Annotated in this window: 24 protein-coding genes; 2 read left to right on the top strand and 22 right to left on the bottom strand. The window is 61.5% G+C overall.

Going from position 1 to position 26,300, the window contains the following annotated elements:
• Window positions 1–11: 11 nt before the first annotated feature.
• A complete protein-coding gene (locus RL_RS36745) occupies window positions 12–1,124 on the bottom strand; it encodes a hypothetical protein (RefSeq protein ID WP_011649517.1) in 1,113 nt (370 codons plus the stop codon).
• 264 nt (window positions 1,125–1,388) lie between these two features.
• Here RL_RS36745 and RL_RS36740 point away from each other — a divergent pair, with 264 nt between their 5' ends.
• Window positions 1,389–2,009, top strand: coding sequence for a hypothetical protein (locus RL_RS36740; protein WP_032993139.1), 621 nt, complete (start codon window positions 1,389–1,391; stop codon window positions 2,007–2,009).
• A gap of 112 nt (window positions 2,010–2,121) precedes the next feature.
• Window positions 2,122–2,325 (top strand): cold-shock protein, encoded by a 204-nt coding sequence (locus tag RL_RS36735; RefSeq protein ID WP_003550088.1) that lies wholly within the window; start codon window positions 2,122–2,124, stop codon window positions 2,323–2,325.
• Between the two features lie 365 nt (window positions 2,326–2,690).
• Here the strand turns inward: RL_RS36735 and RL_RS36730 are convergent, their stop codons facing one another.
• From RL_RS36730 to RL_RS36630, 21 genes are all read right to left on the bottom strand, one after another.
• Window positions 2,691–4,322 carry a GMC family oxidoreductase gene (locus tag RL_RS36730; protein ID WP_049778482.1) on the bottom strand — a complete coding sequence of 544 codons (1,632 nt, stop codon included), beginning with the start codon at window positions 4,320–4,322 and terminating at the stop codon, window positions 2,691–2,693.
• A 2-nt stretch (window positions 4,323–4,324) separates the two neighbouring features.
• The gene (locus tag RL_RS36725; protein WP_011649514.1) at window positions 4,325–5,854 is read right to left on the bottom strand and encodes an FGGY-family carbohydrate kinase; all 1,530 of its coding nucleotides are present in this window, start codon (window positions 5,852–5,854) and stop codon (window positions 4,325–4,327) included.
• A 32-nt stretch (window positions 5,855–5,886) separates the two neighbouring features.
• Complete coding sequence (locus RL_RS36720; RefSeq protein WP_041937036.1) at window positions 5,887–6,729, bottom strand: class I fructose-bisphosphate aldolase; 843 nt, start codon at window positions 6,727–6,729, stop codon at window positions 5,887–5,889.
• Window positions 6,702–8,450, bottom strand: coding sequence for a glycerol-3-phosphate dehydrogenase/oxidase (locus tag RL_RS36715; RefSeq protein WP_011649512.1), 1,749 nt, complete (start codon window positions 8,448–8,450; stop codon window positions 6,702–6,704). Before RL_RS36715 ends, RL_RS36720 begins: the two co-directional genes overlap by 28 nt.
• A 12-nt stretch (window positions 8,451–8,462) precedes the next feature.
• On the bottom strand, window positions 8,463–9,458 hold the full coding sequence (locus tag RL_RS36710) for an aldo/keto reductase (RefSeq protein WP_011649511.1): 996 nt from the start codon (window positions 9,456–9,458) through the stop codon (window positions 8,463–8,465).
• Window positions 9,455–10,459: a sugar-binding transcriptional regulator gene (locus tag RL_RS36705; protein ID WP_011649510.1), complete on the bottom strand. Its 1,005-nt coding sequence runs from the start codon at window positions 10,457–10,459 to the stop codon at window positions 9,455–9,457. The genes RL_RS36710 and RL_RS36705 overlap by 4 nt, the downstream gene beginning before the upstream one ends.
• Before the next feature lies 1 nt (window position 10,460).
• Window positions 10,461–11,453, bottom strand: coding sequence for an ABC transporter permease (locus RL_RS36700; RefSeq protein WP_003562677.1), 993 nt, complete (start codon window positions 11,451–11,453; stop codon window positions 10,461–10,463).
• 28 nt (window positions 11,454–11,481) lie between these two features.
• Window positions 11,482–13,020, bottom strand: coding sequence for a sugar ABC transporter ATP-binding protein (locus RL_RS36695; protein ID WP_041937034.1), 1,539 nt, complete (start codon window positions 13,018–13,020; stop codon window positions 11,482–11,484).
• A 69-nt stretch (window positions 13,021–13,089) separates the two neighbouring features.
• A complete protein-coding gene (locus RL_RS36690; protein ID WP_003550068.1) occupies window positions 13,090–14,118 on the bottom strand; it encodes a substrate-binding domain-containing protein in 1,029 nt (342 codons plus the stop codon).
• A gap of 299 nt (window positions 14,119–14,417) precedes the next feature.
• A complete protein-coding gene (locus RL_RS36685) occupies window positions 14,418–15,359 on the bottom strand; it encodes an ABC transporter ATP-binding protein (RefSeq protein ID WP_011649508.1) in 942 nt (313 codons plus the stop codon).
• A 22-nt stretch (window positions 15,360–15,381) separates the two neighbouring features.
• Window positions 15,382–16,017: an ABC transporter permease gene (locus RL_RS36680; RefSeq protein WP_011649507.1), complete on the bottom strand. Its 636-nt coding sequence runs from the start codon at window positions 16,015–16,017 to the stop codon at window positions 15,382–15,384.
• Window positions 16,014–16,646, bottom strand: coding sequence for an ABC transporter permease (locus RL_RS36675; protein ID WP_003550062.1), 633 nt, complete (start codon window positions 16,644–16,646; stop codon window positions 16,014–16,016). Before RL_RS36675 ends, RL_RS36680 begins: the two co-directional genes overlap by 4 nt.
• Before the next feature lie 37 nt (window positions 16,647–16,683).
• Window positions 16,684–17,502, bottom strand: a complete 819-nt coding sequence (locus tag RL_RS36670) for a phosphate/phosphite/phosphonate ABC transporter substrate-binding protein (RefSeq protein WP_028743033.1) — start codon at window positions 17,500–17,502, stop codon at window positions 16,684–16,686.
• 5 nt (window positions 17,503–17,507) lie between these two features.
• Window positions 17,508–18,512, bottom strand: coding sequence for an ornithine cyclodeaminase family protein (locus tag RL_RS36665; protein WP_011649504.1), 1,005 nt, complete (start codon window positions 18,510–18,512; stop codon window positions 17,508–17,510).
• A gap of 117 nt (window positions 18,513–18,629) precedes the next feature.
• Window positions 18,630–19,562: a glycine betaine ABC transporter substrate-binding protein gene (locus tag RL_RS36660; protein WP_011649503.1), complete on the bottom strand. Its 933-nt coding sequence runs from the start codon at window positions 19,560–19,562 to the stop codon at window positions 18,630–18,632.
• Window positions 19,563–19,631: 69 nt separating this feature from the next.
• Entirely contained in the window at window positions 19,632–21,137 is a 1,506-nt protein-coding gene (hutH, locus tag RL_RS36655; protein WP_011649502.1) for an HAL/PAL/TAL family ammonia-lyase, read from the bottom strand.
• The gene (gene hutC, locus RL_RS36650; RefSeq protein WP_011649501.1) at window positions 21,134–21,901 is read right to left on the bottom strand and encodes a histidine utilization repressor; all 768 of its coding nucleotides are present in this window, start codon (window positions 21,899–21,901) and stop codon (window positions 21,134–21,136) included. The genes hutH and hutC overlap by 4 nt, the downstream gene beginning before the upstream one ends.
• Complete coding sequence (locus RL_RS36645; RefSeq protein WP_011649500.1) at window positions 21,898–22,749, bottom strand: MaoC family dehydratase; 852 nt, start codon at window positions 22,747–22,749, stop codon at window positions 21,898–21,900. Before RL_RS36645 ends, hutC begins: the two co-directional genes overlap by 4 nt.
• Entirely contained in the window at window positions 22,746–23,552 is an 807-nt protein-coding gene (locus RL_RS36640; RefSeq protein WP_011649499.1) for an SDR family NAD(P)-dependent oxidoreductase, read from the bottom strand. The genes RL_RS36645 and RL_RS36640 overlap by 4 nt, the downstream gene beginning before the upstream one ends.
• Window positions 23,549–25,099 carry an acyl CoA:acetate/3-ketoacid CoA transferase gene (locus RL_RS36635; protein WP_011649498.1) on the bottom strand — a complete coding sequence of 517 codons (1,551 nt, stop codon included), beginning with the start codon at window positions 25,097–25,099 and terminating at the stop codon, window positions 23,549–23,551. The genes RL_RS36640 and RL_RS36635 overlap by 4 nt, the downstream gene beginning before the upstream one ends.
• 100 nt (window positions 25,100–25,199) lie before the next feature.
• Window positions 25,200–26,261 carry a YeiH family protein gene (locus RL_RS36630; RefSeq protein WP_011649497.1) on the bottom strand — a complete coding sequence of 354 codons (1,062 nt, stop codon included), beginning with the start codon at window positions 26,259–26,261 and terminating at the stop codon, window positions 25,200–25,202.
• Window positions 26,262–26,300 lie beyond the last annotated feature (39 nt).

Here is a 26,300-nt window from a genome sequence, read left to right as displayed (position 1 = left end):
GGCCCCCCTCTCTATTTCCAGCTCGTATAATCGTCGGCGACGCAACCAAACGGCGCGCGATCCTGACTAAAACGCTTTTTCAGCTGCTCGCATCCCCACTCGTTCAACGGCGCTGGCATGAGATTGTTGATGTCCATGCCAGGCGACTGGAATGCTGTCGTGGAGGTCGTGACATACCAAAGCCAGAAGCCGACCACACCCACAACGATCAGAAGCAACACACCGAAGAAAGCCTGCAGCCGCTTCCAGATCGATACCGCCCTTTTTGGTTCTTCAATCAAGATCGGCACACTCTGGTCGTGTTCTTGCTGATACGCGAAGGGTGCGAGAGCCGCGTTGCGCTCATTATCCGTAAGCTCTATGCGCTGCAGACGATCGTCGAGAAGCACCGGCAGGGCCGTATTGCCGTGCCTCACGGCCAGCCCGATCGCCTTGCCATTGGCTTCACCGACGATCAGAGGCTCCTCTCCATTCTTCATGCGCGTGTAAGCTGATCGCCCCGTTTTGTCGTCGGCAATCTTGTCGTTATAGGTGATGGAAAGGACGCCGCGTTTGCGATCGAATGCGGTGATCTCGACCGGAACGGGGGTCAGCATGGCAGGCCGAAGCAATTGGCCTTTGACCCACCAGATGCGGATAGCGAGAAATATCATCCCCAAGCCCATGCCGCCAAACAGTAGCGCGAACACAGTGAGCGTGATGATCCGGTTCCAGAGCATGTCCAGACCCAGGCTCATCGTCGCAAGTTCCGGATGATCGGCTGATATCACAAGACCGGTTTCGTAGTCGCCAGTATGGAAATCGACGAACATGACCTCCACCTCGGTGTCGTAGTCTCGTCCGCCGTAGCTGTAGACAAGGCGAGCATCGCAATCGGTAAAGACTGCCTTGCGTGTCGTGCATCGCCCGTTTTGAACATCGCCATTTTCCAGCGTCAATGGGTTCTGGCTGATCTGGAAATCGCGGATCACGCCTGGTGCTTCCGAGACGAATAGAAACACAGCCAGCGCCAGGATAATGGGCGTTGCCCAGAAGTAAGCATTCGGCGTGGAGATAACGTTGCGCGCCAACGAAAGCGGGCGACCAGGAAGAACAAGTGAAGGCAATGGCGTCGGACCCCTCATATGTGACAGCGCAGTGGGCTGGCAAGCTCAGGCAGCGGCCAATGAGGCAGCAATTCAAAGCGCTGCGGCGTCCTTTGCGCATCTGAAAAGACGCTGGGCGCTATAGCGGAATTGATGTCATTCCGGCCGGCTTCCACAATCTCATTGTGTAAGGCCGATCTAAAGGCTGCGACGGGAGATCGGCAATCCTTTTGAGCGTGCGTGGGCATCTTTGGTCCATTGATCTTGTTGAAAACGTGCGCGCCGCGTTGGGAACGCGATCGAATGCCTCCGATACGGAACCAAATCATCGCCGAGCGGTTATATGACACCCTCATCCTCGAAGAGCCGAGCGTCATGATGCGGATGTTACGCGGCCCGAAAGTTACTCAGATGATTAAGATCCTTGCCTGCGCCATCGCCGCAGCGACGGCGTCAATGCTCACCGCCGGTGCGGCCCACGCCGACGAATCCGCCTTCCTCAAAACACTGGCGGGAAATTGGAGCGGCAACGGTACGGTGAAAGTGCGGACAAATGCACCCACCATTAAAGTCACTTGCCGTTTCACGTCGGACGCGAATGCGAGCTCCCTTGCGCTCAATGGGCGCTGCACCAGTCTCGTCGTTTTTTCCCGTGTCATCAGCGCTAACCTCAAGGCCAGCGGTGACAGCTACACCGGCTCCTACGTGGGCGCGGGCACAGGTACCGCGGGTCTTGGCGGAAAGCGCGCGGGTAATGCCATAAGCCTCGCGATCAAATGGGCGAAAGAGGTCAATGGCGATCGCCGTGCGCAGATGACAATCGAAAAAACCGGGGCATCGGGCATGCGCCTCACAACCGTCGATACCGACCCCGCTACAGGTCGATCGGTTGTTACGAGCCGCATTGACCTTCGTCGGAGCTGATATCTTTTTACATTCAAAGAGCCGTCGGCGTGCTAAAGGGTTGATAGAGAAGCCCCGAAGCTATAGTTTCGCCTTCGCAAATCGCTGAACGATACAAGGAAATAGTTATCTCATGCCGACAGGTACCGTTAAATTCTTCAATGACGACAAGGGCTTCGGCTTCATCACCCCTGAGGGTGGCGGGCAGGACGTTTTTGTTCACGTGTCTGCGCTGCAAAGCGGCGGGTCGCTCCGCGAAGGCGACAAGGTCAGCTTCGAAGTTGGACAGGATCGCAAGACCGGAAAATCGAAGGCTGAGAACGTCTCGACCCTCTGATCAAAAATGGCCCAACCTGCATTGAGCGGGTTGGGCTCATCATCACGAGCCGCAGGCGCGAATGCCTTCGTACTCTACAGCGCGGCGCGATCTTTCAGATTCGCTCTTCGTGCTACAGCTCTTTTTGCTGCGCATGTCGTTGTCGCAAAACGCACAGTTTTGTGCGACGTGCTTTAAGCCGAAACGCAGGCAATCGAGGCCTGGGCGTGTCGTTTAACGTCAGCACCATGGAAATTCCGAATATTACGCGTGACGACGCTCACGCCAGCGCAGTCGCGGCAAACTGAGCATTTTGTCTCTGACAAAAGGATGTTCCACGCATTCGCTTTAGACAATGCGAGGAGTTCATCACGGCGAAGAGCTCATCACACCCCTGATAGAATGCTTTCCGCGGCCTTCTCGGCAATCATGATCACCGGCGAGTTCGTATTGCCCGACACGATCGTCGGCATGATCGAGGCATCGACCACCCGCAGTTTCGCCAGCCCATGCACCCGCAATTGCGGATCGACAACCGCCATCATGTCGCTGCCCATCTTGCAGGTACCAACCGGATGGAAGATCGTTGTGGCGATATCGCCGACGCGACGGATCAGGTCGTCGTCACTCTGGTATTCTGTGCCCGGCAGCATCTCCTGCGGCCGGTACTTGGCGATCGCACCGGCCTCCATAAGCCGGCGGGCGTGCCAGATCGATTTCGTCGCAACCATCCGGTCACCGACGGTCGAAAGATAATTCGGGCGGATTTCCGGCGCCACGGAAAAGTCCGGGCCGCCGACATGCACGGTCCCCCGGCTTTCCGGCCGCAGATTGCAGACGGAGACGGTGACGGCGGGATATTTGTGCAGCGGCTCGCCGAGCCGGTCGGTGCTCAAGGGCTGCACGTGATATTCGAGATCGGCGGTCGCAACAGCCGGATCGCTCTTGGCAAAGATACCGAGCTGGCTCGGCGCCATAGACAGCGGCCCGGACCGGCGCAGCATATATTCAAGCCCCATGCCCGCCCGGGTGAACAGGTTGTGATAGAGCTGGTTCAGCGTCTTTGCGCCCTCGATGCGGAAGACCGTACGGATTTGCAGATGGTCCTGCAGGTTTTCGCCGACACCCGGAAGTTCATGGACGACGTCCAGTCCGGCAGCGAACAATACATCCGGTCGACCGACCCCGGAAAGCTCCAGGATTTTCGGTGAATTGATCGCACCGGCAGACAGGATGACCTCGCGACCGGCGCGAGCCAGATGACTCCGCCCGTTCAGCCGGAACCGCACGCCGGTCACCATCCTGCCGTCGAATTCCAGCCGCTCGGATTCGGCGCCGGTCAGCACACGCAGATTGGGCCGCTTCATCGCCGGGCGCAGAAAGGCCTTCGTCGTGTTCCAACGCAGGCCACCGCGCTGGTTGACCTCGAAATAGCCCGAGCCTTCATTGTCGCCATCGTTGAAATCGTCGGTCTTCGGTATACCGAGTTCTTCGGCCGCATCGCGAAAGGCATCGAGGATCGGCCAGGACAGCCGCTGCTTCTCCACCCGCCATTCGCCGCCTGCCCCATGCATCGGCGATTCGCCGCGATAGTTGTCCTCGGATTTGAGGAAATAGGGCAGCACGTCGTCCCAGCCCCAGCCGGAATTGCCCGCCTGCCGCCAGCCGTCGTAGTCGGCCGCCTGGCCGCGCATGTAGATCATGCCGTTGATCGACGAACAGCCGCCCAGCACTTTTCCACGCGGATAGGGCAGTGACCGACCGTTCAGTCCGGCTTCCGCCGCCGTCTTCATCATCCAATCGGTGCGTGGATTGCCCATGCAGTAGAGATAGCCGATCGGCACATGCACCCAATGATAGCGGTCGCTGCCGCCGGCTTCGAGCAGCAGGACGCGGCTTTTCGGATCGGCCGACAGCCGGTTGGCCAGAACGCATCCCGCCGATCCCGCGCCGACGATGATGAAATCGTAGGTTCCTGCATCAATGGCCGCATCAATGGCTGCATCATTCACACGCATATTCACGCCGCCGCCCCCGCTGCCGCCGGCGGGACCGCCGTCAGACGCCGCCAGAGCGGTGCCATCGCTTCGGCGATATCCTGATAGAGAGCGTAGCGCCGCGCGTAATGCGCCTCAAGCGAGACATCCGGGCGATAATGGCGCTCGGTCCGGACCATGGCCGCAGCACCAGCGCCGAAGTCCGCGAAGACGCCGACACCGGTTCCGGCCGCGATCGCCGCCCCCAGTGCACCGGTTTCGCGCGAGCGGGCGACGGTGACGGGTACGCCGAGCACATCGGCAAAGATCTGCGGCCAGATCAGGCTGCGCGAGCCGCCGCCGGAGAGCACCGCCTCGTTGAACACCGCGCCGGCCTTTCGGATCGTCTCGATGTGCTGGCGATGACCGAAGGCGACACCCTCGAGAAGCGCGCGAACCAGATGCCCCTTGGTGTGCCAGCCGGCAATGCCGTAGAAGCCGGCGCGTGCGTGGCCGTCCTGCTGGGCGCCATAGAGATACGGATGGTAGAGCGGGTCGTCTGCCGCGGGCTCGATCGCCCCGGCCAGTGCGCAGCAGGCATCGAAGGGCGAAACGCCTTCCGCATGCACGCCTTCGAAAAACTCCCGCACCAGCCATTCGAGATTGGCAGCCGAGGTGGCGCTGTTCTCCATCGCCATGTAACGGCTGCGATCGAAGGTCGAGGACATGAAGACCGGCCCGTCGAGGTCGGGACTATCTATAACGACCTGGTTGATGCTCCAGGTGCCGGCAATGATCGAGGCGCTGCCAGTGCGCGAAACGCCCGAGCCGAGCGCCGAGGCGACAACGTCGAACAGCCCGCCGACCACAGGCGTACCGGCGGCAAGCCCGGTTTGCGTCGCCACCTCGTCCGTTATCGTACCGGCAATGTCGGCGCTTTCGATGAGCGGCGGCAAGAGGTCCATGCAATCGTCCAATCCATAGGCTTCCATCAGCCCCTTGTCGTAGCGGCGCGCGGCAAGATCGAGCAGACCGGCCCCCGACATGTCGGACACCTCGCTGACGCGGCGGCCGGTCAGGCGGTTGACGACGAAATCCTTGGAGAAGAACACCGTACCGATGCGGTTGAACAGATCCGGCCGATGACGCTTCAGCCAGGCAAGCAATGTCGGCGTCTGGGATGGCCACGGACGCTGGCGAGCAATCGGATAGGTCCGGTCACCAACGCCGGCCTCTCGCCATTCATCGACCAGCCCGGCCGCCCGCGTGTCGAGCGACTGGATGCCGAGCAGCGGAGCGCCGTCGCGATCAAGCGCATAGAGACCGTTGCCATGCCCGGCGCAACCGATCGCGGCAATTTCCTCCGGCTGGATCTCTGCCTTTTCGATGCAAGCGCGGATGACCTGGCGGGCATTCGCCCATAATTCGTCCAGACCCCGCTCGACATGCCCCGGGCTCGGCATGCGGCTGTGTCCTTCTTCGGACGCAGCTGCGATCTCGTTGCCCGCCCGGTCGAAAATCACCGCCTTGATGACGGTGTTTCCGGCGTCGAGCCCCAAAAGATAGTTTCCCATGCAGAACCCCTCCCAAGGTTCGAGATCGCTGCTCAGCGCTGCTGGTAGAGCGCAAAGGCCTGTTCGCCGCTCGCACCCTCGTGCACGATCGCCATCAGCCCGCCCACCACCGCACTCGGATTGGCGTGCTGATAGATGTTGCGCCCATAGACCATGCCCATTGCGCCCTGCCGCATCAAGGCGGCGGATTTGTCAAAGACGGCACGAAGATCTTCCTTGCCGCCGCCGCGCACCAGGACCGGGCAACGGGCTGCTTCCACCACTCTGTGGAAATCCTCGGCATTGGTGGTCGGATCCGCCTTGACGATATCCGCCCCCATCTCGCGGGCAAGCCGCGTCAACGTAACGATCTTGTCGGCATCGCCATCAACCATGTAGCCGCCCTTTTCGGTGACCGGCTGCATCACCAGCGGCTCGATCATCAGCGGCATGCCATACTTGTCGCAATCGGCCCGCACGCGGGAAATGTTCTGCACGCATTGGCGGAACAGGTCCGGCTCGTCCGGCAGCATGAACAGGTTGACGACGACGCAGGCTGCATCCATTTCGATCGCGCCGATCAACGGTTCGGCCTCGTTCTGCAGCACCGCCCACATGTCGCGGTGGCGGATCCGATTATAGGGATTGCCCATGTCGATGCGCATGACCAGCGCCGGCTTGTCCTTGCCGGGCACGTCCTGCAGCAGGTCCGCCTGGCCGTAATTCATCTGGATCGCATCCGGCCCGGCAGAAACCAGGGCCTTGACGACGGCCTGAATATCCTCCAGCCCGTTGAGGAAGGACGGTTCGTTGCAGACGCCGTGATCGATCGCCACGTCGAGGCAGCGGCCGCCGCCGAACAGCCGGTTCATCCGGACTTTGCTGTTGTGTCGCATTCTATGCTCCTTGGTTCGTTCCTTGCGGAAAGCATGTCTTCGTCGACGCCGTGGCGTTCGGTGAGAAGGGTGAGAAAACGGTCGCGCTCACGGGCGTGATGCGCGAGCGTCCAGTGCTTTTCCTGCGCCAGCAGGTCGAGTACGGCATCCATCATGTCGAGCGTAAGCTCGCCCGAAACGGCAAGCGTTGTGCGCCGTAAAAGCAGGTCGTCCAGATGTTCCACCGCTTCACCGCGGATCAGGAACTGCAATTCGCGCACCGAGTAGCCGGCGTGCGGCAGCACTGCATCGGGGCCGGCCGCGATGAAACCGGCAACCGCCTCCGCGTCCGTGCCGTATCGGGCAAACAGCTCAGCCATGCGCCGGATGGAAAGGCCTTTGCTGGCCGCCGCCTGCGCAAGCCAGACAGGCGCGTTGGCGGGAAATGCCTGCCCGCCGCCGATCGGCCGATCGGTTGTCGCAACACGGCGCTGCCTGTCTAGCCGTTCCAGAGCCATGTCGGCGGCCAGTTCCCCGAAGGACCGGAATGTCGTCCACTTGCCGCCGATCATGCACAGAACCGGTGGGCCGCCATCCTTCGGCTCTACGACCGTGCAGAAATGATCGCGCGGAATGCGCCCGGTAAAACTGTCGGTGCTGGCCGGCAGCGGCCGCACGCCGGAAAACTGGAAAACGATCTGTTCCGGCCGGACGGCGATATCAGGCAGCACGAAGGCGAGCGATTGCAGGATATAGTCCCGCTCGTCCGCCTCGCAGCGCACCGTTTCCGGATCGTCGACGCGGATATCGGTGGAACCGACGAGAACCTTGCCGAGATAGGGAAACAGGATGCAGATCCGCCCGTCCTCGTTTTCATAGTAGATCATGTGATCGGCGAGTGCGTCGCGCAGGTCCGCATTGTCGACGATCAGATGCGAGCCCTTTGTGCCGCCCATCAGCGGAGCCGGCCGCGCTTCCGGCGAAAACAGGGTCTGATTGGCGATGTCGATCCAGCCGCCGGTGGCGTTGATGATCAGCGCCGGTTTGACGGCAACGGACGCGCCGCCGATCTGGTCTTCGACACGGTACTGACCATCCTCTGTCCGCCGCAGTTCCGCATAGTTCAGCGCCATCGCCCCGAACTCTGCTGATAGACCATCCTGCAGAAGCTCGATGCCGAGCCGCTCCGGATGGCTGACCCAGGCGTCGAAATAGGTGGCGGAACTCTTGATGTCGGGATTGAGCGCCGGCCACTTGGCAAGCGTCGTGCGTCGGCCGCGAAACTGGTGGCGCGGCATCAGTGCCCGCTTGCGGGTCAGGAAATCATAGATGCTCAGGCCTGCCTTGATGGCGATAGCGCCACGCCGGCTCGGGCGGCGGCTGAGACCCAGGAAGCGGACGATGCCATTGCCGAGGCCGGAAAAGATATCGAACACCGGCACCGTCGTCGGCAGCGGCGCGACGTAATGCGGCGCATTGCGCAACAGCCGGTCCCGCTCGACCAGCGATTCCTGCACCAGCTTGAATTCGCCGTTTTCAAGATAGCGAAGCCCGCCATGCACCATGCGCGACAGCGCCGAACTGGCCCCGGAGCAATAGTCGTGTTTCTCGACGAGCAGCACGTTCAGCCCCTGCAGCGACAGCTCCCGAAAGACGCTGATGCCGTTGATGCCGCCGCCGATGACACAGACGTCCACCTTCGGGCTCTGGCGGAGCCCGTCCAATATCTCTTGCCGTTTCATGATGGCGATCCGCTACCTGTCCATGTCAGTCAGTTTCGCCGCTATGGCCGTATCGATGGCCGCAAGATCGGCCGCATCCAGCCGGACGGTCCCGGCCCGCGCATTGTCGAGCGCTTGTACCGGATTGCGCGCGCCGCAAAGTGCAAAGGTGACGCCCGGCTGCGCCAGCGTCCAGGCAATCACGATCTGGGCGATGCTGGCGCCGTGTTTTTCGGCGACCGGCCGGATGGCGTCGGCCAGCGCCGCTGCCTTCTGGCGGTTGTCGACCGAAAAGCGCGGATTGCCCTTGCGCTGGTCGTCGCCTGAGAACACCCGGTCAGGACCGATGGTGCCGGACAGCAACCCCAAGGCCAGCGACGAGTAGCTCAGCGTCGCAATGCTGTTGGCCTTGGTCAGCGGCAGAAGCTCCGCCTCGATCTCCCGGTCGATCATGCTGAACCGCTCCTGGATCGCATCGAGACCACCGGCAGCGATATAGGCATTGAGGTCGTCGGGGCTGACATTGCTTGCGCCGATCGCCCGGATCTTGCCCGATGTACGCAGGTCTTCCAGCGCCCTCATCGTTTCCTCGACAGGGGTCGTCGGGTCCTGCCAATGGGTGATGTAGAGGTCGATATAGTCGGTTCCGAGCCGCCTCAGGCTTTCCTCGACCTCATGCAGGATCGCGTCGCGGCCGAGATAACGGTGCACCGGCTTGCCGTCCTGATCGAAGAAATGACGGCCCTTCTGCGTATGCCAGACAAGGCCGCATTTGGTGGCGATGACAGCCTTGTCGCGGCGCCCGGTCAGCGCCTTGCCGACGATCTCCTCGGAACGCCCGAGCCCATAGGCCGGCGCCGTGTCGATCAGCGTCACGCCGGCATCGAGCGATGCCCGGATTGCGGCGATGGATTCGGCCTCGTCGGTTCCGCCCCACATCCAGCCGCCGATCGCCCAGGTGCCCAATCCCACCGCCGAGGCGGAAACGCCCGATTTGCCGATCTCACGTGTCAATTGCTGTCCGCTCATGCCCATTTTCCTTCGCCATTCGCCAGTGCCAGCACCCGCGCACCCGTCGCCTCATCGGTCACCAGCGTATCCAGATGATTGCCGCGCAGAACGCTGAGGATCGGGCCTGCCTTGTTCGGCCCGCTCGCCACACCGATCTTGGTGGGGATCGAGGCGAATTCCGGCAGCGTCAGCGACACCAGCGAACGGTTGAGGCTGTAGTCGCAGACCTGGCCATGATCATCGAGCAGATGCGCCAGCAATTCGCAGGAGGCGCCGGAGCGCTCGATCGCAGCGCGGTCTGTGCTCGAGGACGGATGCAGGTCGTAATAGCTCGAATCGTCCGACAGGATCGAGCCGATGCCGACCACCGCTACCTTCGCTTCGCGCGCCCGTTTGAAAACGTCTGCGACGGAACGCATGTTGATCAGCATCGCCCGCTGCTCGGCATCATCGGCAAAGAGGGGCGCATGGATCTGGTAGGAACGTCCCCCAAGCCGATCGGCCATCAAGGTCGAGACATGATTGACGTCGGTATAGTGTTTACCCTGGACGCAGCCGGTTGCTGGAATGACCTCGACATTGAACCGACGCGGCGGCTGCAGACCGGCAACGACGGCGCTCACCCCTTTGCCGCCAGTGATGCAGATCGTATCGCCGTCGGTGATCTCTTCCAGCAGCAACCTTGCAGCCGCTTCGCCGACGGCTTGAAGCGCCGTCTGCGGATTGTCGGACACTGTCGGCACCACCACTGCGCGGCCGATGCCGCCAAGTGCGCGTAGCCGTTCTTCCATATCGACCAGCGGCTCGACCGGCGACTTGATCTTGATCTCGACCAGGCCGAGCTGGCGGCCGCGCTTGATCAGCCGGTTGACGGTGGCGTGCGAGATGCCGAGCTGATCGGCAATCTGCGCCTGTGTCAGTCCCTCGAGGAAATGCAGGACCAGAGCCTGGTGCATCTGCCGGGCGATGACGATTTCCTCGCGCGGCGCATTTGCGGGTTTGAGCTTGGCTATCGGCATATCAGGCAGCCTTCCGCTTGTGCAGGAAATGGTCGATCGAGACGGCGGCAAGCAGAATGCAGCCTTTGATCATGTCTTGCCAATAGACAGACACGTCGAGCAAGATCAATGAGCTTGTTACGACCGACAGCAGGGCAATACCGAGGATTGCGCCCAGGATCGTGCCGGAGCCGCCATTCAGCGACGCACCGCCGATCACCGCGGCTGCGATGATGTTGAGTTCCATGCCGACGCCAAAGGTCGGGGTCGCGGCACCGAAGCGGGACATGTAGATCACCCCGGCGACACCGGACAGCGTGGCGCAGAGCACCGTCACCCAGAACTTCACCTGGTTGGTCTTGATACCGGAATAGAGCGCCGCCTTCTCGTTGCTGCCGGTGTAGAACACCTTGCGGAAGGCGGTTGCCCGGCGCAGCAGGAAATCGAACAGCACGACGACCGCAACAAAAATCAGGATCACATAGGGGACGCCATAGAATGTGCCCTGCCCGACCGCCTTGAACGAGGGTGGCAAGGTGAACAGCGACAGCGGCGTGCCCTTGGTGATGATCAGGCAGATACCGCGCACGATGACCATCGCCGCAAGCGAGGTGATGAAGTGATTGAGCCCGACGACCGTGACGAAGAAGCCCATGGCACAGCCGATCAGGCCGCTGGCAAGAATGCCGATCAGAGATGCGCTCCACGGATCGAGCCCCATCAGGAACAGCGAGCCCGACAGCACCATCGAGAAGCAGACGACCGAGCCGACCGACAGGTCGATGCCGCCGACGATCAACAGGATGGTCATGCCGACGACGACGATCCCTTCCACCGAGAACGACATCAGCATCGCCCGGAAGTTGCCGAGCGTCAGAAAATGCGGCGAGGCAAAACTCATGACGATGCAGAGCGCCAGGATGATCGCGATCAGTCCCGCCTCGCGCATCGTCCCCAGCCGTTTCCAGCCGGGCGCGCGTGCCTGATGTGCCGTTGCCAATGTAGCGTCCGCCATGACCCTGTCTCCTGCCCCTGCTTTTTCCCTATGCGGCATGCTCTGATGCCTTTGAATTGTTGTGACCGCCGATACCCGAGGCGAGCCGCATGATCGCTTCCTCCGTCATCGCCTCGCCCTCGACCTCGCCTGCCACGGTGCCTTCGTGGATGACCAGCACCCGATCGCACAGACCGAGAAGCTCCGGCAGTTCCGACGAGATGACGACGATGCCGATGCCGGAGCGCGCGAGATCGCGCAGCAGCCGATGGATTTCCGATTTGGCGCCGACATCGATGCCGCGGGTCGGCTCATCCATCAGGATGACCTTGGGATCGACCGCCAGTTGCTTGGCAATCGCCACCTTCTGCTGGTTTCCGCCCGACAGCGACGACACCGGCATGTCGATGCCACCCATCCGCACGCCGAGCCGCCGGACCAGGTTGTGGGCACGATCCGCCTCGGCCTTGGAATTCAACAGTCCCAGCGGTCCGGTCAGCGATTTCAAATCGAGAACGGCAATGTTCTGGGCAATGGAAAGATCGAGGAATATGCCGGAGCCTTTCCGGTCTTCCGACAGGTAGACGACGCCCGCCTGCGCTGCCTGCGCATAGGAGCGCGCCCGCAGCCGCTGTCCATGCAGTTGCACCTTGCCGTCGATGACCGGCCGCAACCCGCAAATACCTTCGGCTATCTCGGTGCGGCCTGAGCCGATCAGCCCGCCGACGCCGAGAATTTCCCCTTTGCGCAGGTCGAAGTTGACATCCGTGAAGCGGCTGCCGTCGCCGAGATTGCGGACGCTCAGAATGATCTCATCGGTCCGCTCCGCCGGCGCCTGCTTTTCCGGATAGAGCTGGGTGATCTCGCGCCCGACCATGCGGCGCACAACATCATCCGGCGTCACGTCCGCCACCTTCTCCATCGAGACATAACGGCCATCGCGAAACACGGTGACCCGGTCGCACAGGCTGAAGATTTCGGCCATGCGGTGGCTGATATAGATGATCGAAATACCCTGCGCCTTGAGGTCGCGGATGATTGCGAACAGGACCTGCGTCTCCGATTCCGTCAAAGCCGCCGTCGGTTCGTCGAAGATCAGCACCCGACAATCGAGCGTCAGCGCCTTGGCGATCTCGACAAGCTGCTGGCTGGAAATCGACAAGTCGCCGACTTTGCGGCGCACGTCGATCGGCGCCAGACGGTTCATCACGACCTGCGCATCCCGCTCCAGCCGGCCATAATTCATGAAAGGCGAGCGGCGGCGGTTGGTCGCGGCCATGAACATGTTCTCGGCCACCGTCGCATCGGGGCAGAGCGCGATTTCCTGATGCACGAGGCCAAGCCCGAGCGATTGCGCCACGGCCGGCGACGTCACCTTTACCGGCGCGCCATCGACGAGAACATCCCCCTCGGTCGGCTGCAGCACGCCGGCAATGATGTTCATCAGCGTCGACTTGCCCGCGCCGTTTTCGCCGCAAAGCGCATGAACCTCGCCCTTCTCCAGGCTGAAGCTCACCTCCGTCAACGCCTTCACCGCACCGAAGTGCTTGCTGACATTGCGGATTTCCAAAACCGGCACCGACGCCATCATCGTCTCCTCCTCCCGCTCGCGGTGGCTGTCCGGAGTTTCCTGCCCCCGGACAGCCGGCACAAAGGCTTACTCCTCGATGCCTTTGGTGCCCCGCCGCTTCAGATACTTGTCCCAGTAGAAATCGTCGGCATTGGCAGCCGTGACGATCGACAAGCCGTTGTCGACGAACGGAATGCTCATCGGATTGAAGCCGACGCGCTTGGCGTCGTTCATCGGGTCGATGAGTTCCGGATGCTTGGCAAGCCACAGGAGCATGAAGCCCATGTAACCCTGCATGCCCTGGTTCGGGTTGATCGAGCCGAACACTTCGCCCGCCTTGATCATGTCGAGAATGTTGGCGTTGACGTCGGCGCACATCACGAGGATCTTGCCGCCGCTTTCCTTATTGGCCTGCGAAGCGCCGATGGCCGAATTCGCTTCCGGCATGAAGACGGCGCCAATGTTCGGATGTGCCTGCACCAAGCTCATCAGACCCTGATAGGCTTTGTTCGGGTCCTGGTTGGACGCAGCGCGGCCGACCAGCTTCATATCAGGATATTTTTCCTCCATACGGGCGATGAAGGCGGCGATACGCTTGTCGTGGTTGTCCTGGCCCGGATTTTCGAGAACGGCATACTCACCCTTGCCACCCATCTTTTCGGCAATCGCGTCGGCCGCATAAGTGCCTTCGCGGGTATTGTCCGACGTGACGAACGAGATGCGCTTGGAAAGCGGCGCATCGGCCGCGAAGGTCACGACCGCCGTGCCCTGGTCGATCGCCCGGTTGATCGGCTCGATGAACGGGTCGGAGTTCATCGGGTGAACGAGAATACCGGCCGGGTTCTGGGCCAGCGCCTGGTCGAAAGTGGCGATCTGCTTGTTGACGTCATATTCCGGCGTGCCGGTATAGGCCGTCTCGCAACCGAGCTGCTGACCGGCCTGCTTGAACATTTCATAGACCGGGAACCAATATTCGACGCCCGATACCATGACGTTCATGACGTATTTTTCACCGGGCTTGCAGCGGAACGGATTTTCCGCGTCCGCGCTGGCCGCGCCGGCGAAAAGCGTCGATGTAAGGACCGCCAATGCGGTCGTGCTTAGAAATTTGCGCAAGTTTCCTCCTCGAGGCCGAAGCCCCTCCCAAATATCCGGCGGCGCCTCAGCGGCTGCCGATGATCCATTGAAGACCGGAGTTCCTCCTCGAAGTCCGGTATGGGCAGATAATCGCAACGGCAGAGCGCTGTCAATATAATTCATACGGTGAAATATATTTCACATTCATCCATCGCTGTGGCGGTCGATGCCCGCCTGCGAGCGTTCGAAGGGTTCATGCATGGCGACTGGCGATATCGCCCTGTTGCGCAAACGACCCCAGCCGAAGCTCTTCCGCTGCGCACTTTGGTGGAATTGCTCTACAGCCGATTGGCGCGCAATAGAGTGTCACGAGACAAATATCCCGCAAGCGTCCCGTCAGCGGCTCTGACGTGCAGGCCCGGCATCTCCCCGGAAAGAATGAGCGCCAAGGCGTCGTGAACCGTGGCGTCAGCGGCGATCTCGGCATCGCCGTTCGACGGTTCCGGCGCGGTCATGATCATCGATACGACAATCAAGCTCAGCCTTTTTATGGCCCGGTCAGGACCGAGGAAACTCTCGACGAATTCATTGACGGGACGCGCGAGGATTTCCTGCGGGGTATCATATTGAAGGAGGCGGCCATCCCGCATGATGGCGATGCGATCGCCCATCTTGATTGCCTCATCGAGGTCATGGGTGACGATGACGACGGTCTTCTTCACCTTCCTGAGAATATCGCGGAATTCGTCCTGAAGCCGAACGCGGGTGATCGGATCGATCGCGCCGAACGGTTCGTCCATCAGCATGATGGCAGGGTCGGCGGCGAGCGCACGCGCGAAACCGACGCGCTGACGCTGTCCGCCCGACAACTCGTGTGGCAGGCGCTGCCGCATGATGGCCGGATCAAGACCCACGAGATCCAGCAGCTCGTCGACCCGGCGATCGCTGCGCGCCTTTTCCCAACCGAGAAGCCGCGGCACGGTCGCGACATTGCGCGCGATCGACATATGCGGAAACAGACCAACTTGCTGGATGACATAACCTATGCTGCGGCGCAGTTCTTTCTGATCGACCCGGGCGATATCTCTGCCATCGACCAGCACACGCCCCGCCGTGGGTGTTTCCAATTGATTGATCATGCGCATGGTCGTGGTCTTGCCGCAGCCCGAAGGACCGATCAGGGCAACCGTCGTACCGGTCTCGATCAGGAGATCGAGATTGTCGACCGCATGCTGGCCGCTTCCGTCATAATTCTTCGTAACATGGTCGAGATGAATCATCCTGATATCCGCTTTCGGCCGCTTAGCGCCGTTGAGTGAAGACGCGCTCCAGGGCGCCGAACGCCAGTTCCGCAAAGATCGCGAGCAGGGCGATCGGAACCGCTCCGACGAGAAGGCGCGGCATGTTCATGATCGCAATGCCGGCATTGATGAAATCGCCAAGCCCGCCGCCGCCGATGAAGGAGGCCAGCGCGGCCCCGCCGATGACCTGGATGGCACTCGTCCTGACGCCTGACAGAATCGACGGAACGGCCAGGGGAAGTTCGATCTCCCACAGCATCTGACCGGCGCTCATGCCCATTCCATCTGCCGCATCGATCACCGAGGCGTCGATCTCGCGGATGCCGATGATCGTGCTCAACAGCAGCGGCGGCACCGCAAGGACGATGAGGGCGACCACCGACGGCAACAATCCGATGCCGAGAAACGGCATCGCCGCCGACAGGATCGCAAGGCTCGGTATGGAGCGCAAGGCGCCAGCAATATTGACCACTGCAAAGGCGGCGCGAGGTGCCCGTGCGACGGCAAATCCGAGTGGCACGGCAATGACGAAAGCGATGCCAAGCGATAGGACGCACATCAGAAGATGGCGATTGAAAGCGTTGAAGAAGGTACCGGAGTTATTGAAGATCCAGCTGAATGCATCGATAACGATCATGCTGCTTTACCTCCACTGCGCCGGCGCAGCAGCTTTTCGAAGGATGCAAAACAGTAGTCGGCAAAGAGCGCCAGAAATGACGTCAGCAGCCCGCCGGCGATGATCTTTTCGGGAAACCGCTGGTCGATGCCTTCGAAAATGATGACGCCGAGGCCGCCGGCATTGATATAGGCGGCAACGGTCGCGATGCCGATGACCGTCACCATGGCAATGCGGATACCGCCGACGATATAGGGCATCGCCAGCGGCAGCTCGACCTCCCAGATCCGGCGCGCGGTGCCGTAGCCCATGCCATCGGCAGCTTCGAGTATGTCACGCGGAATTGCCTGAAACCCCATGCCGATATTGCGGATCAGGATCATCAGCGAGTAGGCGGCAAGACCGGTAATGGCAGGTGCCGCCCCGATCCCCATAATGGGAATGAGAAGCGCAAACAGCGCCAGGCTCGGCACGGCGAACAAGATACCGGTGAAGATGATGATAACCGCGAAGCTCCGCGGTCGCCTTGCCGCCCATATCCCGACGATCAGCGAGATCACCAGGGCAATGCCGACCGAGGAAAAAACGAGATACAGGTGCTCCAACAGCGCTTCGAATAGCCGGTCGAGGTGTTTAGGGACCCATTTCATCATCGAGACCTCCGCGTCCGAGCGCTCGTTCGCCTGTCTACCATGAGATCCCCAATCTGCGATCGGCGTCGTCGGCTCTCTGCGGCAGGACATCGTAGGCCGACGGAGCGACCGCCGAAAATCGCCTGAGGCCGAGCCGTTCCAAAGCCGCCGCTCCCTCAGGCGTTTCATGCAACGTCACGAGGCTCTGCTGTAACGCCGTGGCGATGTCCGAGGGCAATGTTTGCGCGGCAACCAATAGCGGAGCGGGAAGCGGATCGGTCGTCGCCAGAATACGAAGACCATCGATCGCGTCGCGTTCGTGCAGCGACAACAATTGGAAGGCATAAGCGTCGATCGCGCCCGCATCGATCCTGCCCTCCTTGAGGGCTGCGACGATGCCTGAGGGATTGAGCAGCGGTCCGACCGTCGTGCTCTGCTTCATCGTGCCCGCAAATCGGCCGGCAAGGTAGGAGCGCGCCGCATGGTAGCCCGATTGGGAATCGCGCACGGTCCAGCCCCAGCGTGCCGCAGCGAGATCCGCCACCGCGTTCACCGGCCCGGTGGAGGCGACCAGGATGTGACTGGCATAGAGCGGCTGGTCCAAAGTCCATGCCTCGCTCGAGACGGGTGCGGCAAGGGCAACCGGTCTCGCACCCTCGGGCATGCGCGAAAACGGATAGCCGCACATAAAGACCGCTCCCATGTCCGGCCTCGCCCATAGCTCCGCCAGCGGCGCCGGTGCTGCATGAGCGATGATTTCGAGCTCGACGCCGGAATGCACGCTGACCAGCGCAAACAGCGCGTCCCACAGGCCACGAATGTGCGGGCTGAGATTATACATTCTCGAACAGGCGATTGGCTTGGACATCACCATGGCAATTATGCGAACCGCAGGCGCTGGCCGATATTCATCTCTCTTGCCTTATCGACCATGGCGGCGCCGAGCGCCACGTCGGTCGTGCTGAGGCCGCGATGCCAGAACAGGATCGTCTCCTCGTCGCTCTCGCGGCCGGGTTTCATGCCGCAGACGATCTGGCCGATTTCGGCATGCAGGTTCTCGGCCGTCACCTTGCCCTCGTCGACGTGACGGCGAAGCGCTCCAAACGGCTTGCCGGGGCCGCATTGTCCCCAATCGTCGACGACGACCTTGTCCATGATATCGGTGAGATCGAATTCAAGCGCGCTCATCGTGCCATAGGGCACGACGAAGGCTCCCTTCTTCACCCATTCCGTCTTGAACAGCGGCGCCGGTTCCGGCAGGCGGCTGGCCTCGACCATGATATCAGCACCCTTGAGGCAATCCTCCCAATTGTCGGTGACGATGATCTTCTTGCCGAGATCCGCCTCAAGACGCTTTGCGAAGGCATCGCGACTTTCCGGGCGGCGCGAATGCACGCGGATTTCATCGAAGTCGAAGAGATGATCGAGAAGGCGAACGTTCCAGTAGGAGGTTCCGCGGGCACCGATATGGCCGAGAATCTTGCTGTTCTTGCGGGCGAGATATTTTGCGCCAAGGGCGGTCACGGCGCCGGTCCGCATGTCGGTGATAGCAGTTGCGTCGATGATGGCCTTCGGCACGCCGGTGTTCGGGTCGAACAGGTTGAGGACCGCAAGCTCCGAGGGCAGATCGACCTTATAGTTGTCGACGAAATCGCCGACGACTTTGACGCCGGCATAGTTCAGCGCTTTGACATAGCCGCGAAGCACGTTGAAATGGCCTTTGTCGGAGCTCTCCGGCACAAGATGAACACGCGGCTCGATGACGGTTTCGCCCCTGCCCTGCGCATCCAGCGCTTTCGACACAGCATCGAGAATCTCGTCATTCGTCAGCGCCAGCGCCTTGGCATCGAGGGCGTTGAGATAATCGATCCAGATTTCCTGCATTTCCCGCTTCTCCACATTCCTGTCCGGCTGCTGAACGGACGGATTTTCGAACAGACACCTAAAAGGATCGCCACGCCAGGTCGCGGCCGGATCGATACCCGGCCGCGGGCGTGACAATCACTTCGGCAGCAGGCCGTTTTCCTTGAGGAATTCGACCGCCACATCCTTGGCTTCCTCGTGATCGGTCTCAACCTTGGCATTGAGGACCCGCATTTTCTCGTTATCGAGATGGGTGCCGACCGCCTCCAGCAGTTCGGCAACTTTCGGATTGGCCTTCAGCACGTCCTGGCGGACAACGGGCGCCACGTAGTAGGGCGGAAACAGACCCTTGTCGTCTGCCAGCGGCACGAGATTCTTCGAGCCGATCTGCCAGTCGGTCGCGGCGCCATTGGCGACGTCAATGTCCTTCTGTTCCAGCGCATCATAACGAAGGCCGAGCTTGGCAAACTGCTTGAACTCCTTGAACTCGGCATCATAAACACGCTTCAGGCCGGGCAGGCCGTCGGCGCGGTCCGGAAATTCAGCGCCGCCGCCGAAGACCAGGGTCTTCGAAACCTTGGCGAGATCCGACAGGCTCTTCAGATTGTTGGCCTGCGCCGTTTCCTGCCGGACCACGATGACATAGCCATTGTTGATGCCGCTCGGCTTCAGCCAGGTGAGGTTGAACTGCTTGGCGTAGAAGTCCTTGACCTGCGTGTAGACCTTCTCGGCATCGGTCGACATCTCACCCTTGACGACAGAAGCGAGCGCCGTGCCGGTATATTCCGGATAGAGATCGATCTCGCCGGCCACCAATGCCTGGTGAGCAATCAGCGTGCCGCCGAGATTGATCTTGCGCTCGACGGTGATGCCGGCATTTTCCAAAACGGCGGCGTACATTTCGGCGAGGATAAACTGCTCGGTGAAATTCTTGCTGCCGACCTTGATGGTCTCTGCGGATGCAGACTGGAACATGGCGGCTGCCATGATGCCGGCTGCAAAGATGCCTTTTGTCCAATTTTTCATAGTCATTCCCTCTTGTTGACTTTTCAATGAACGGACTGACGGCATTCCCCGGAATAACCGTCAGCATGACCGGTCGGCGCCCTGCCCTTCTTGCCGGGGCAGTGGCGAACCGGCTTATTGCGGGCCAAGCCCGATCAATGCGGCAATTGTCGCAAAATCCGGCCCTTGCGCGCGATCCTCTTCAAGCGCCGGGACGTGGGTGCGGACAAAGGCATAGGCTTGCGCCGATCCTTTGCCCAATTCGCCCGAGACGCCTCTGAGCTCGACGGCCTGCACCGAAGCAATCAGTTCGATGGCGACCAGATAGCGCAGGCGCTCGACGATCGCCTGCGCCTTTGCCAAAACGCTCGGAGCCATCGATGCCTGGTCTTCGACGCCATCGGCGACAGGAATGGGCGAAAGCGAAACCGGCATGGCCAGGTGGCGGATTTCGGCTTCCATGGCCGAGACGGTCTTTTGCACGGTCGCAAAACCAGTACGGCTCTGGCCCATCGGGGTCAGAAAGCGTGGGAGGTCGGACATGCCGGGCGACATGATCTTCATGATCCGATAGGCGGTGCCTGCCGCACAATGCGCCATCGCCTGCCCCAGCCTTTCCCAGGCGAGCACAAAGGCGGTCATGTCGAAATTGCCGTGCGAAAGAATGACGCCTTCGGATGCGATCACGACAGGATTGTCGCTGGAACTGACGAGCTCTATGTCAGTCGCCTGCCTTGCCTCATCGATCGCATGCCTCAACGCGCCCCAGACCTGCGGCGTGCAGCGGTAGCTCAAAGGATCCTGCAGACGCCTTGCTGCATCGGCGGTAAGCAAGGAGCTGCCCGAAAGAAGCTCCATCAGCTGAGCGGCGACGCGGCGCTGCCCAAAGGCCGGTCTTGCAGCCAGTGCGCGGTCGTCGAAGGCACTGACATTGGCCCGGAACGCTTCGAAACTAATGGCAATCGCCTTCAGGGACCAATCGAAGAGCCGCTCGATATCCACAAGCGTCAAGCAGGCGAGGCCGATGGAGAGGCTGTTGGCCACAACAAGCGCATGCCCGTCCTTCGGCGCGAATTCGAGGGGCTTCAGGCCGGCCCTGTCAAGGGCGATGGCGGCCGGCAGCACTTCGCCGCCAAGCTCGATCTCACCGAAGCCCAGGAGGCCCCGGCTCATATGGGCAAGCGGCGCCAAATCCGCCGCACCGATCGAGCCCAATGACGGGACGACGGGATGCACACCTGCATTGATGGCGGCAATCAGACCCTGGAAGACTTTCAGCGAAACGCCGGTACCGCCCGCCGCCATGCCGGCGGCCCTGACGGCCATCATCGCCCGCACGGATTCCCGGGCAAGCGGCTCTCCAACGCCGACCGCGCGGGCTTGCGGCACACGCAGCTGGAACGCCACCAGATCTTCCGTTGCAAGTCGTGTATCGACCCCCGCTCCAAGTCCCGTCGTCAGGCCATAGACCGGCAGGTCGCTTTCCGTATAGCGGTCGACGACGGCGCGCGCGGCCACAATCCGGGCCTCGACCTCGGCGGATACCTCGATCCTTGCGTGACGACGGGCAATTGCTGCGATGTCCTCGATCGTCGGCGGCGCCGCGCTGAAGATGATCGACGGAGAATTGGTGGCGCTCACTGTTTCTCTCCGAGAATGGCGACGGGCCTGGAGGGACCCTTGGTGGACCGTGCTTCCAGCCGGTATTGCGCGCCGGGATAGTATAACAGCGCGCAGGTCACGACGGCCTCGCCTGACCAGGTTCTTCGAAAGACGCGCAGGCAAGGGTGATCATTCCTGAGGCCGAGATATTTGCGTATGGCCGGATCCGGTTTGACGGCCTGGACGATATGTTCGAACGCCGTTATCGGAGCCACCTCCGTCAGATATTCGTGCGGCGTCATACTGCGGAAGTCGGCCGACAGATAGTCGGGCGCGACCAGCGGATTGACGTAGCGCTCCTCGACCTGAATGGGCTGGTCGTTTTCCATGTGCACGATCAGCGAATGCATCACCTCAGCGCCGAGGATGAGTTCGAGCGCATCGGCGACGTTGGCATCCGCCTTCATCAAGCCGGCCTTGATCACCATCGCCTGATGCTTGTGGCCCCGTTCCAGTATTTCGTCGGCTATGTTGCGGATTTGAAGCAGATCGACGTCGAGGTGCTTGGGCGACACGAAGGTTCCGATCCCGGCGGATCGCTTGAGAACACCCTCGAACATCAACTCCCGCAGCGCCCGGTTCGCCGTCATGCGGCTGACGCCGAATGCCGCCACCAATTCGCTTTCAGAAGATACCCGGTCTCCCGGCTGCAGCTTGCCCTCGGCGATCTCGGCCAGGATCTGCTCCTTGATCCTGATATAATGGCGCGCCTCGCCGGCGGCCGGCTTGACCGCTTTCGTCATGACAACCTCGCCATGCCATTGTCGAGGATGGTCGCGCCGCGCGCAGCAACGAGGCCTCGGAAGCGAATCTCGGCGTCGTTGCGCCATATCTGCACGGTGATCGTTTCGCCGGGAAAGATCGGCGCGCTGAAACGCGCCGCAATCGCGCTCAAGCCGCTGCCCATGCTTGGATCGATGGCAGCGACAATGGCGTAGCCCGCATAACCGAAGCTGCAGAGCCCATGCAGGATCGGTCGGTCAAAGCCGCTCCTGCCGGCTGCCTGCGGGTCGACGTGCAGCGGATTGAGATCGCCGTTCAGGCGATATAGCAGTGCGGCGTTGTCAGGGATGTCGACATTGAATTCAAGGTCCGGCTCTCTGTCCGGGACTTTCGGCAAGGGTTCGGGCGCAGATCCCACTGAGCCGCATCCACCGTCGCCGCGGCACGCATTGGTCTGGACGATGGTCGCGATTGGCTCATCACCGTCCACGGTTGCGATCAGGCGTTCGAAGCTGACGAACATTCCTTTCTCAACGCCGCGGTCGACCACCGACAAGACGCGCGACCGGGAGATCAGCGGCACATCGAGGGGAACCGGCCGGTGGATCGTCAGGCGATGTTCGGAATGCACCAGACGCGTCCAGTCGACGCCCGTCTGCTGCATCCATGGGCCTGGATGCGCCACGATATTGGCAAGGGTCGGCGCGGTCACGAGATCGCGTTCATAGACATACTTCAATGTCTTTTTGTCGGGCGCGTCGGTGCCGTAGCCAGTCGAGAGGGCGTAAAGGATGGCATCCCTGGCGGTAACCACATGTGTCGCTTGCGGCACCGGAAAGTCGAGGATGGATTGGGCCGACAGCGTCACGATGCGGCTCCCCCGGATGCCGCGGGTTTGCGAGCGCCACCGGACAGGCGGATGCCGCCGTCAACGGAAAGCAATTCGCCGGTGACGAAGTCTGCCCCCTGAACAAGCCAGACAATGGCGCCGGCAACATCTTCCGGTGTCGCGACCCGGCCGAGCGGCGCGGTTTCCGAAAATCGCTTGGCAATGGCTCCATAGGCATCCGGCCCGAGCGTGTCGCGCATCCAGCGCGTATCGATGATGCCAGGACAAACGGCATTCACGCGGATATCGGGACCGCAGGTGCGCGCCAAGGCCAAAGTCAGCGCATTCAGCGCACCCTTGGAGGCCGTATAGGCAAGCGAGCTGCCGCCGCCGGTAAAGGCAACGTTGGATGAGACATTGACGATCGCACCGCCGCCGCTGTCCCGCATCGCAGGTACCGCCGCCCGGCACATCTGATAAGCGCCGATGACGTTGACGCCGAAAACGTTCTGAAAATCTTCGGCCGACAATGTCTCCAGATCGAAAGGATCTGATTTGACCGTCATCGCGGCATTGTTCACCAAGGCGTCGAGCCGCCCCCATCGATTGACGGTAATCGCGACCATCCGGCGGCAGGCCGCGTCATCGGCAACGTCGGCCTGGACGATCTCGACCTCCGCGCCCAGACTGCGGCAGATATCGCCGGTCTCATCGGCCTCTTTTTTGCTGCGGCTGTAGTTGATAACCACCCGGGCGCCGCTCTCGGCGAATTGCTTCACGCATGCCGCCCCGACGCCCGTTGCCGAGCCCGTGACGATGATGGCGGCTCCAACGATTTTCATGGGGCAAAGTCCTTCATGGCATGGGTCGAAAACAGGCGCGCATCCATCTGCTTCAGCTGGTCCGACACCGCGATGCCCTTCGGCAGGCGGTCGAGAACATCGGCGGCAAGATCGATGCCGGGGGCAAACTCCGTCAGCGTCAAGCATCCGCCGATCACCCGAAAAACCGCCCGCTCGGTGACGACGAGCTGTGACTGTCCCTCCGGCGCAAAAGCTGGGCTCGAACTGATCTGGTCGACAGCCTCGACGATCTTGCAAAGGCGGCCGTCCTGGATGATCTCGAGCCTGCCGTCGGCAACCGCAATTTGCGCGCCGCCCGCCGAAAATGCGCCGAGATAAACAACATGCTTGGCCGTCTGCGAGATATTGGTGAATCCGCCCACCCCGACGATGGAATTGTTGAAGCGGCTGACATTGACCGCCCCATGCCGATCCACCTCGGCCATGCCGAGAAAGGCGATATCGAGGCCGCCGCCGTCGTAAAAATCGAACTGCGATGCCTGTGGGACGATGGCGGTCGGATTGACGGCGGCGCCAAAGGACAGCTCTTCGGCGGGCACGCCGCCGATGACGCCGGATTCGATCGTCACCGTATAATCGTCGAATCCCTCTTCGCTGGCGATACGGCCGATCCCGGCGGCAATGCCGATGCCGAGATTGATCGTCGGGCGGTTCAGCGGCGCCAGTTCCAGGAAGGCACGTCGCTGAATAATCTTATCGACCGACAGCGGCGCCGGCTGCAGCCGGCTCACCGCCATCCGGACGCGCCCGGTATAGGCGATATTGTCGGTCTCGGCGAAACTGACGCCGTGCTGGGACGGATCATCGCAGACGACGACATAATCGACGAGCGCCGCCGGGATACGAACATCGTTCGGCTGCAGCGAGCCGCGCTCGGCAATCCGCTTGACCTGCACGACGACGACACCTCCGGAGTTTCGGCCCGCCTGCGCCATGGCGAGCACGTCGAGCGGGAAGGCCTCGTCTTCGAGGGTGATGTTCCCGTCTTCGTCGGCCGTCGTTCCGCGCAAGAGCACGCAGTCGAGCGGCATCGAGGGGTAAAGCAGCCATTCCTTGCCGCGCAACGATACGCGCTCGACAAGCGGACGCGGTGTCGTCGCATTCATGCGGCCGCCGCCATGAAGCGGATCCATGAAGGAACCGAGACCGATATGGGTGACCACGCCAGGCTGACCCGCCGCAATCGCTCGATAGAGTTGCGCGATGACGCCCTGCGGCCAGCAATGCGCTTCGATCTTTTCCTCGATTGCAAGCTTTCCAAGGCGCGGCGTTCCGCGCCATCCCCCGGCAATCACACAGGCGACCAGGCCTTCATAACCGAAGTGCCCCATGCCGCGCGTCTGACGATCGCCCGTGCTGGCAGCAAACAGAAGCGTCAGTTTGCGGGGTTTTCCGGAAGCCAGGAAACGCTCCTCGACAGCAGCGGTGATGGCCTCGGGATGGCAGTATCCTCCAAAACCGGAAGCAGCGACGGTCATCCCGTCTTCGAGAAGATCCGCAGCTTGTTGTGAGGAGATGACCCGCATGACGATCTTTGCTTCCGTCTGACCTGTATATACAGGCTAGCCGCTGAGCGTTTGGAAGGCAACCGGAATCTTTGCAAGTATTTTAGGCATATCACCTCGATCAGACGATATTCAGCAGCCCGATCAGGCAAAGCCCGAGAGCCCCCAGCGCCAACAGCGACAGCGCCGCCGCTGCGAGGACACGCCCGCCGGTATGGGCGACGGATCTGACATCGACGGAGAGGCCCAAAGCGGCCATGGCGGTGACGGTGAAGGCGGCGGAGACAGCCGCCATCCCGGGCAGCAGCGGCGCCGGGATCGCGTCGAGGGAACGAAGCGTCGCCATGGCTGCAAAACCGATGATGAACCATGGGAGAAGATGGCGGAGATTGACTGGCGAACCGCCAGGGCGGCGGCCATGAACTGCGCCGAGCACGAGGATGACGGGTCCGAGCATCATCACGCGGATCAGTTTGACGAGCGTGCCGACCTGGATGCTGACGGCTCCGGCAGAGGCCGTGGCCGCCAAGACCTGCGGGACGGCATAGGCTGTCAGGCCTGCGAAAACGCCATATTGTACGGCGCTGAGACCCAAGAGCAGATGAAGAAGCGGCAGCGTCAGCACCGCCCCGATGCCGAGCAGTGCGGTAAAGGCTATCGAGGCCGCGATATCGTCCGGTTTGGCGCCGATCACCGGCGCTGCGGCGGCAATCGCGGAATTGCCGCAGATCGAGTTGCCGCAAGCAACCAACGTCGCCAGGCTGGCCGACAGCCCGAAGAGCCGCCCGATAACAAAGCTGCCGACCAAAGACAGAGCGACCAGAACGGCAATTCCACCGACAAGTGGCAGTCCAGCCTGCCTGATGGCAGCCGTGCTGAGCGAGGCGCCGAGCAACACGACCGCAATCTCCAGCAGCGTCTTGGCGGCGAATTGGATGCCGGGAATGAAGGTCTGCGGCAGGCAGACCGAGGAGCGCACGGCAATGCCGATCAGAATGGCGAGCACGAGGCTCTCGATCCAATGCGAGCGGAAAATCATCATCTGCAACTGTTCAACGAGATAGGCAGAGAGCGTGACTGCCGCACACAGGACAAGCCCCGGCAGAACGGCAGGAAGCGACAGGGAACGTGAGGCGGAAACGATCATCAGCGAGACCTTGCGGAGGACTGTAATCTCCCACACTCAATTGTCGACTTCCATTGAATAGTATAGCATGGTTCA

The organism is Rhizobium johnstonii 3841, assembly GCF_000009265.1.
GTDB lineage: Bacteria > Pseudomonadota > Alphaproteobacteria > Rhizobiales > Rhizobiaceae > Rhizobium > Rhizobium acaciae.
The sequence above is the reverse complement of the archived record's forward strand: the minus strand, read 5'-3'. Positions and strand labels throughout refer to the sequence as shown.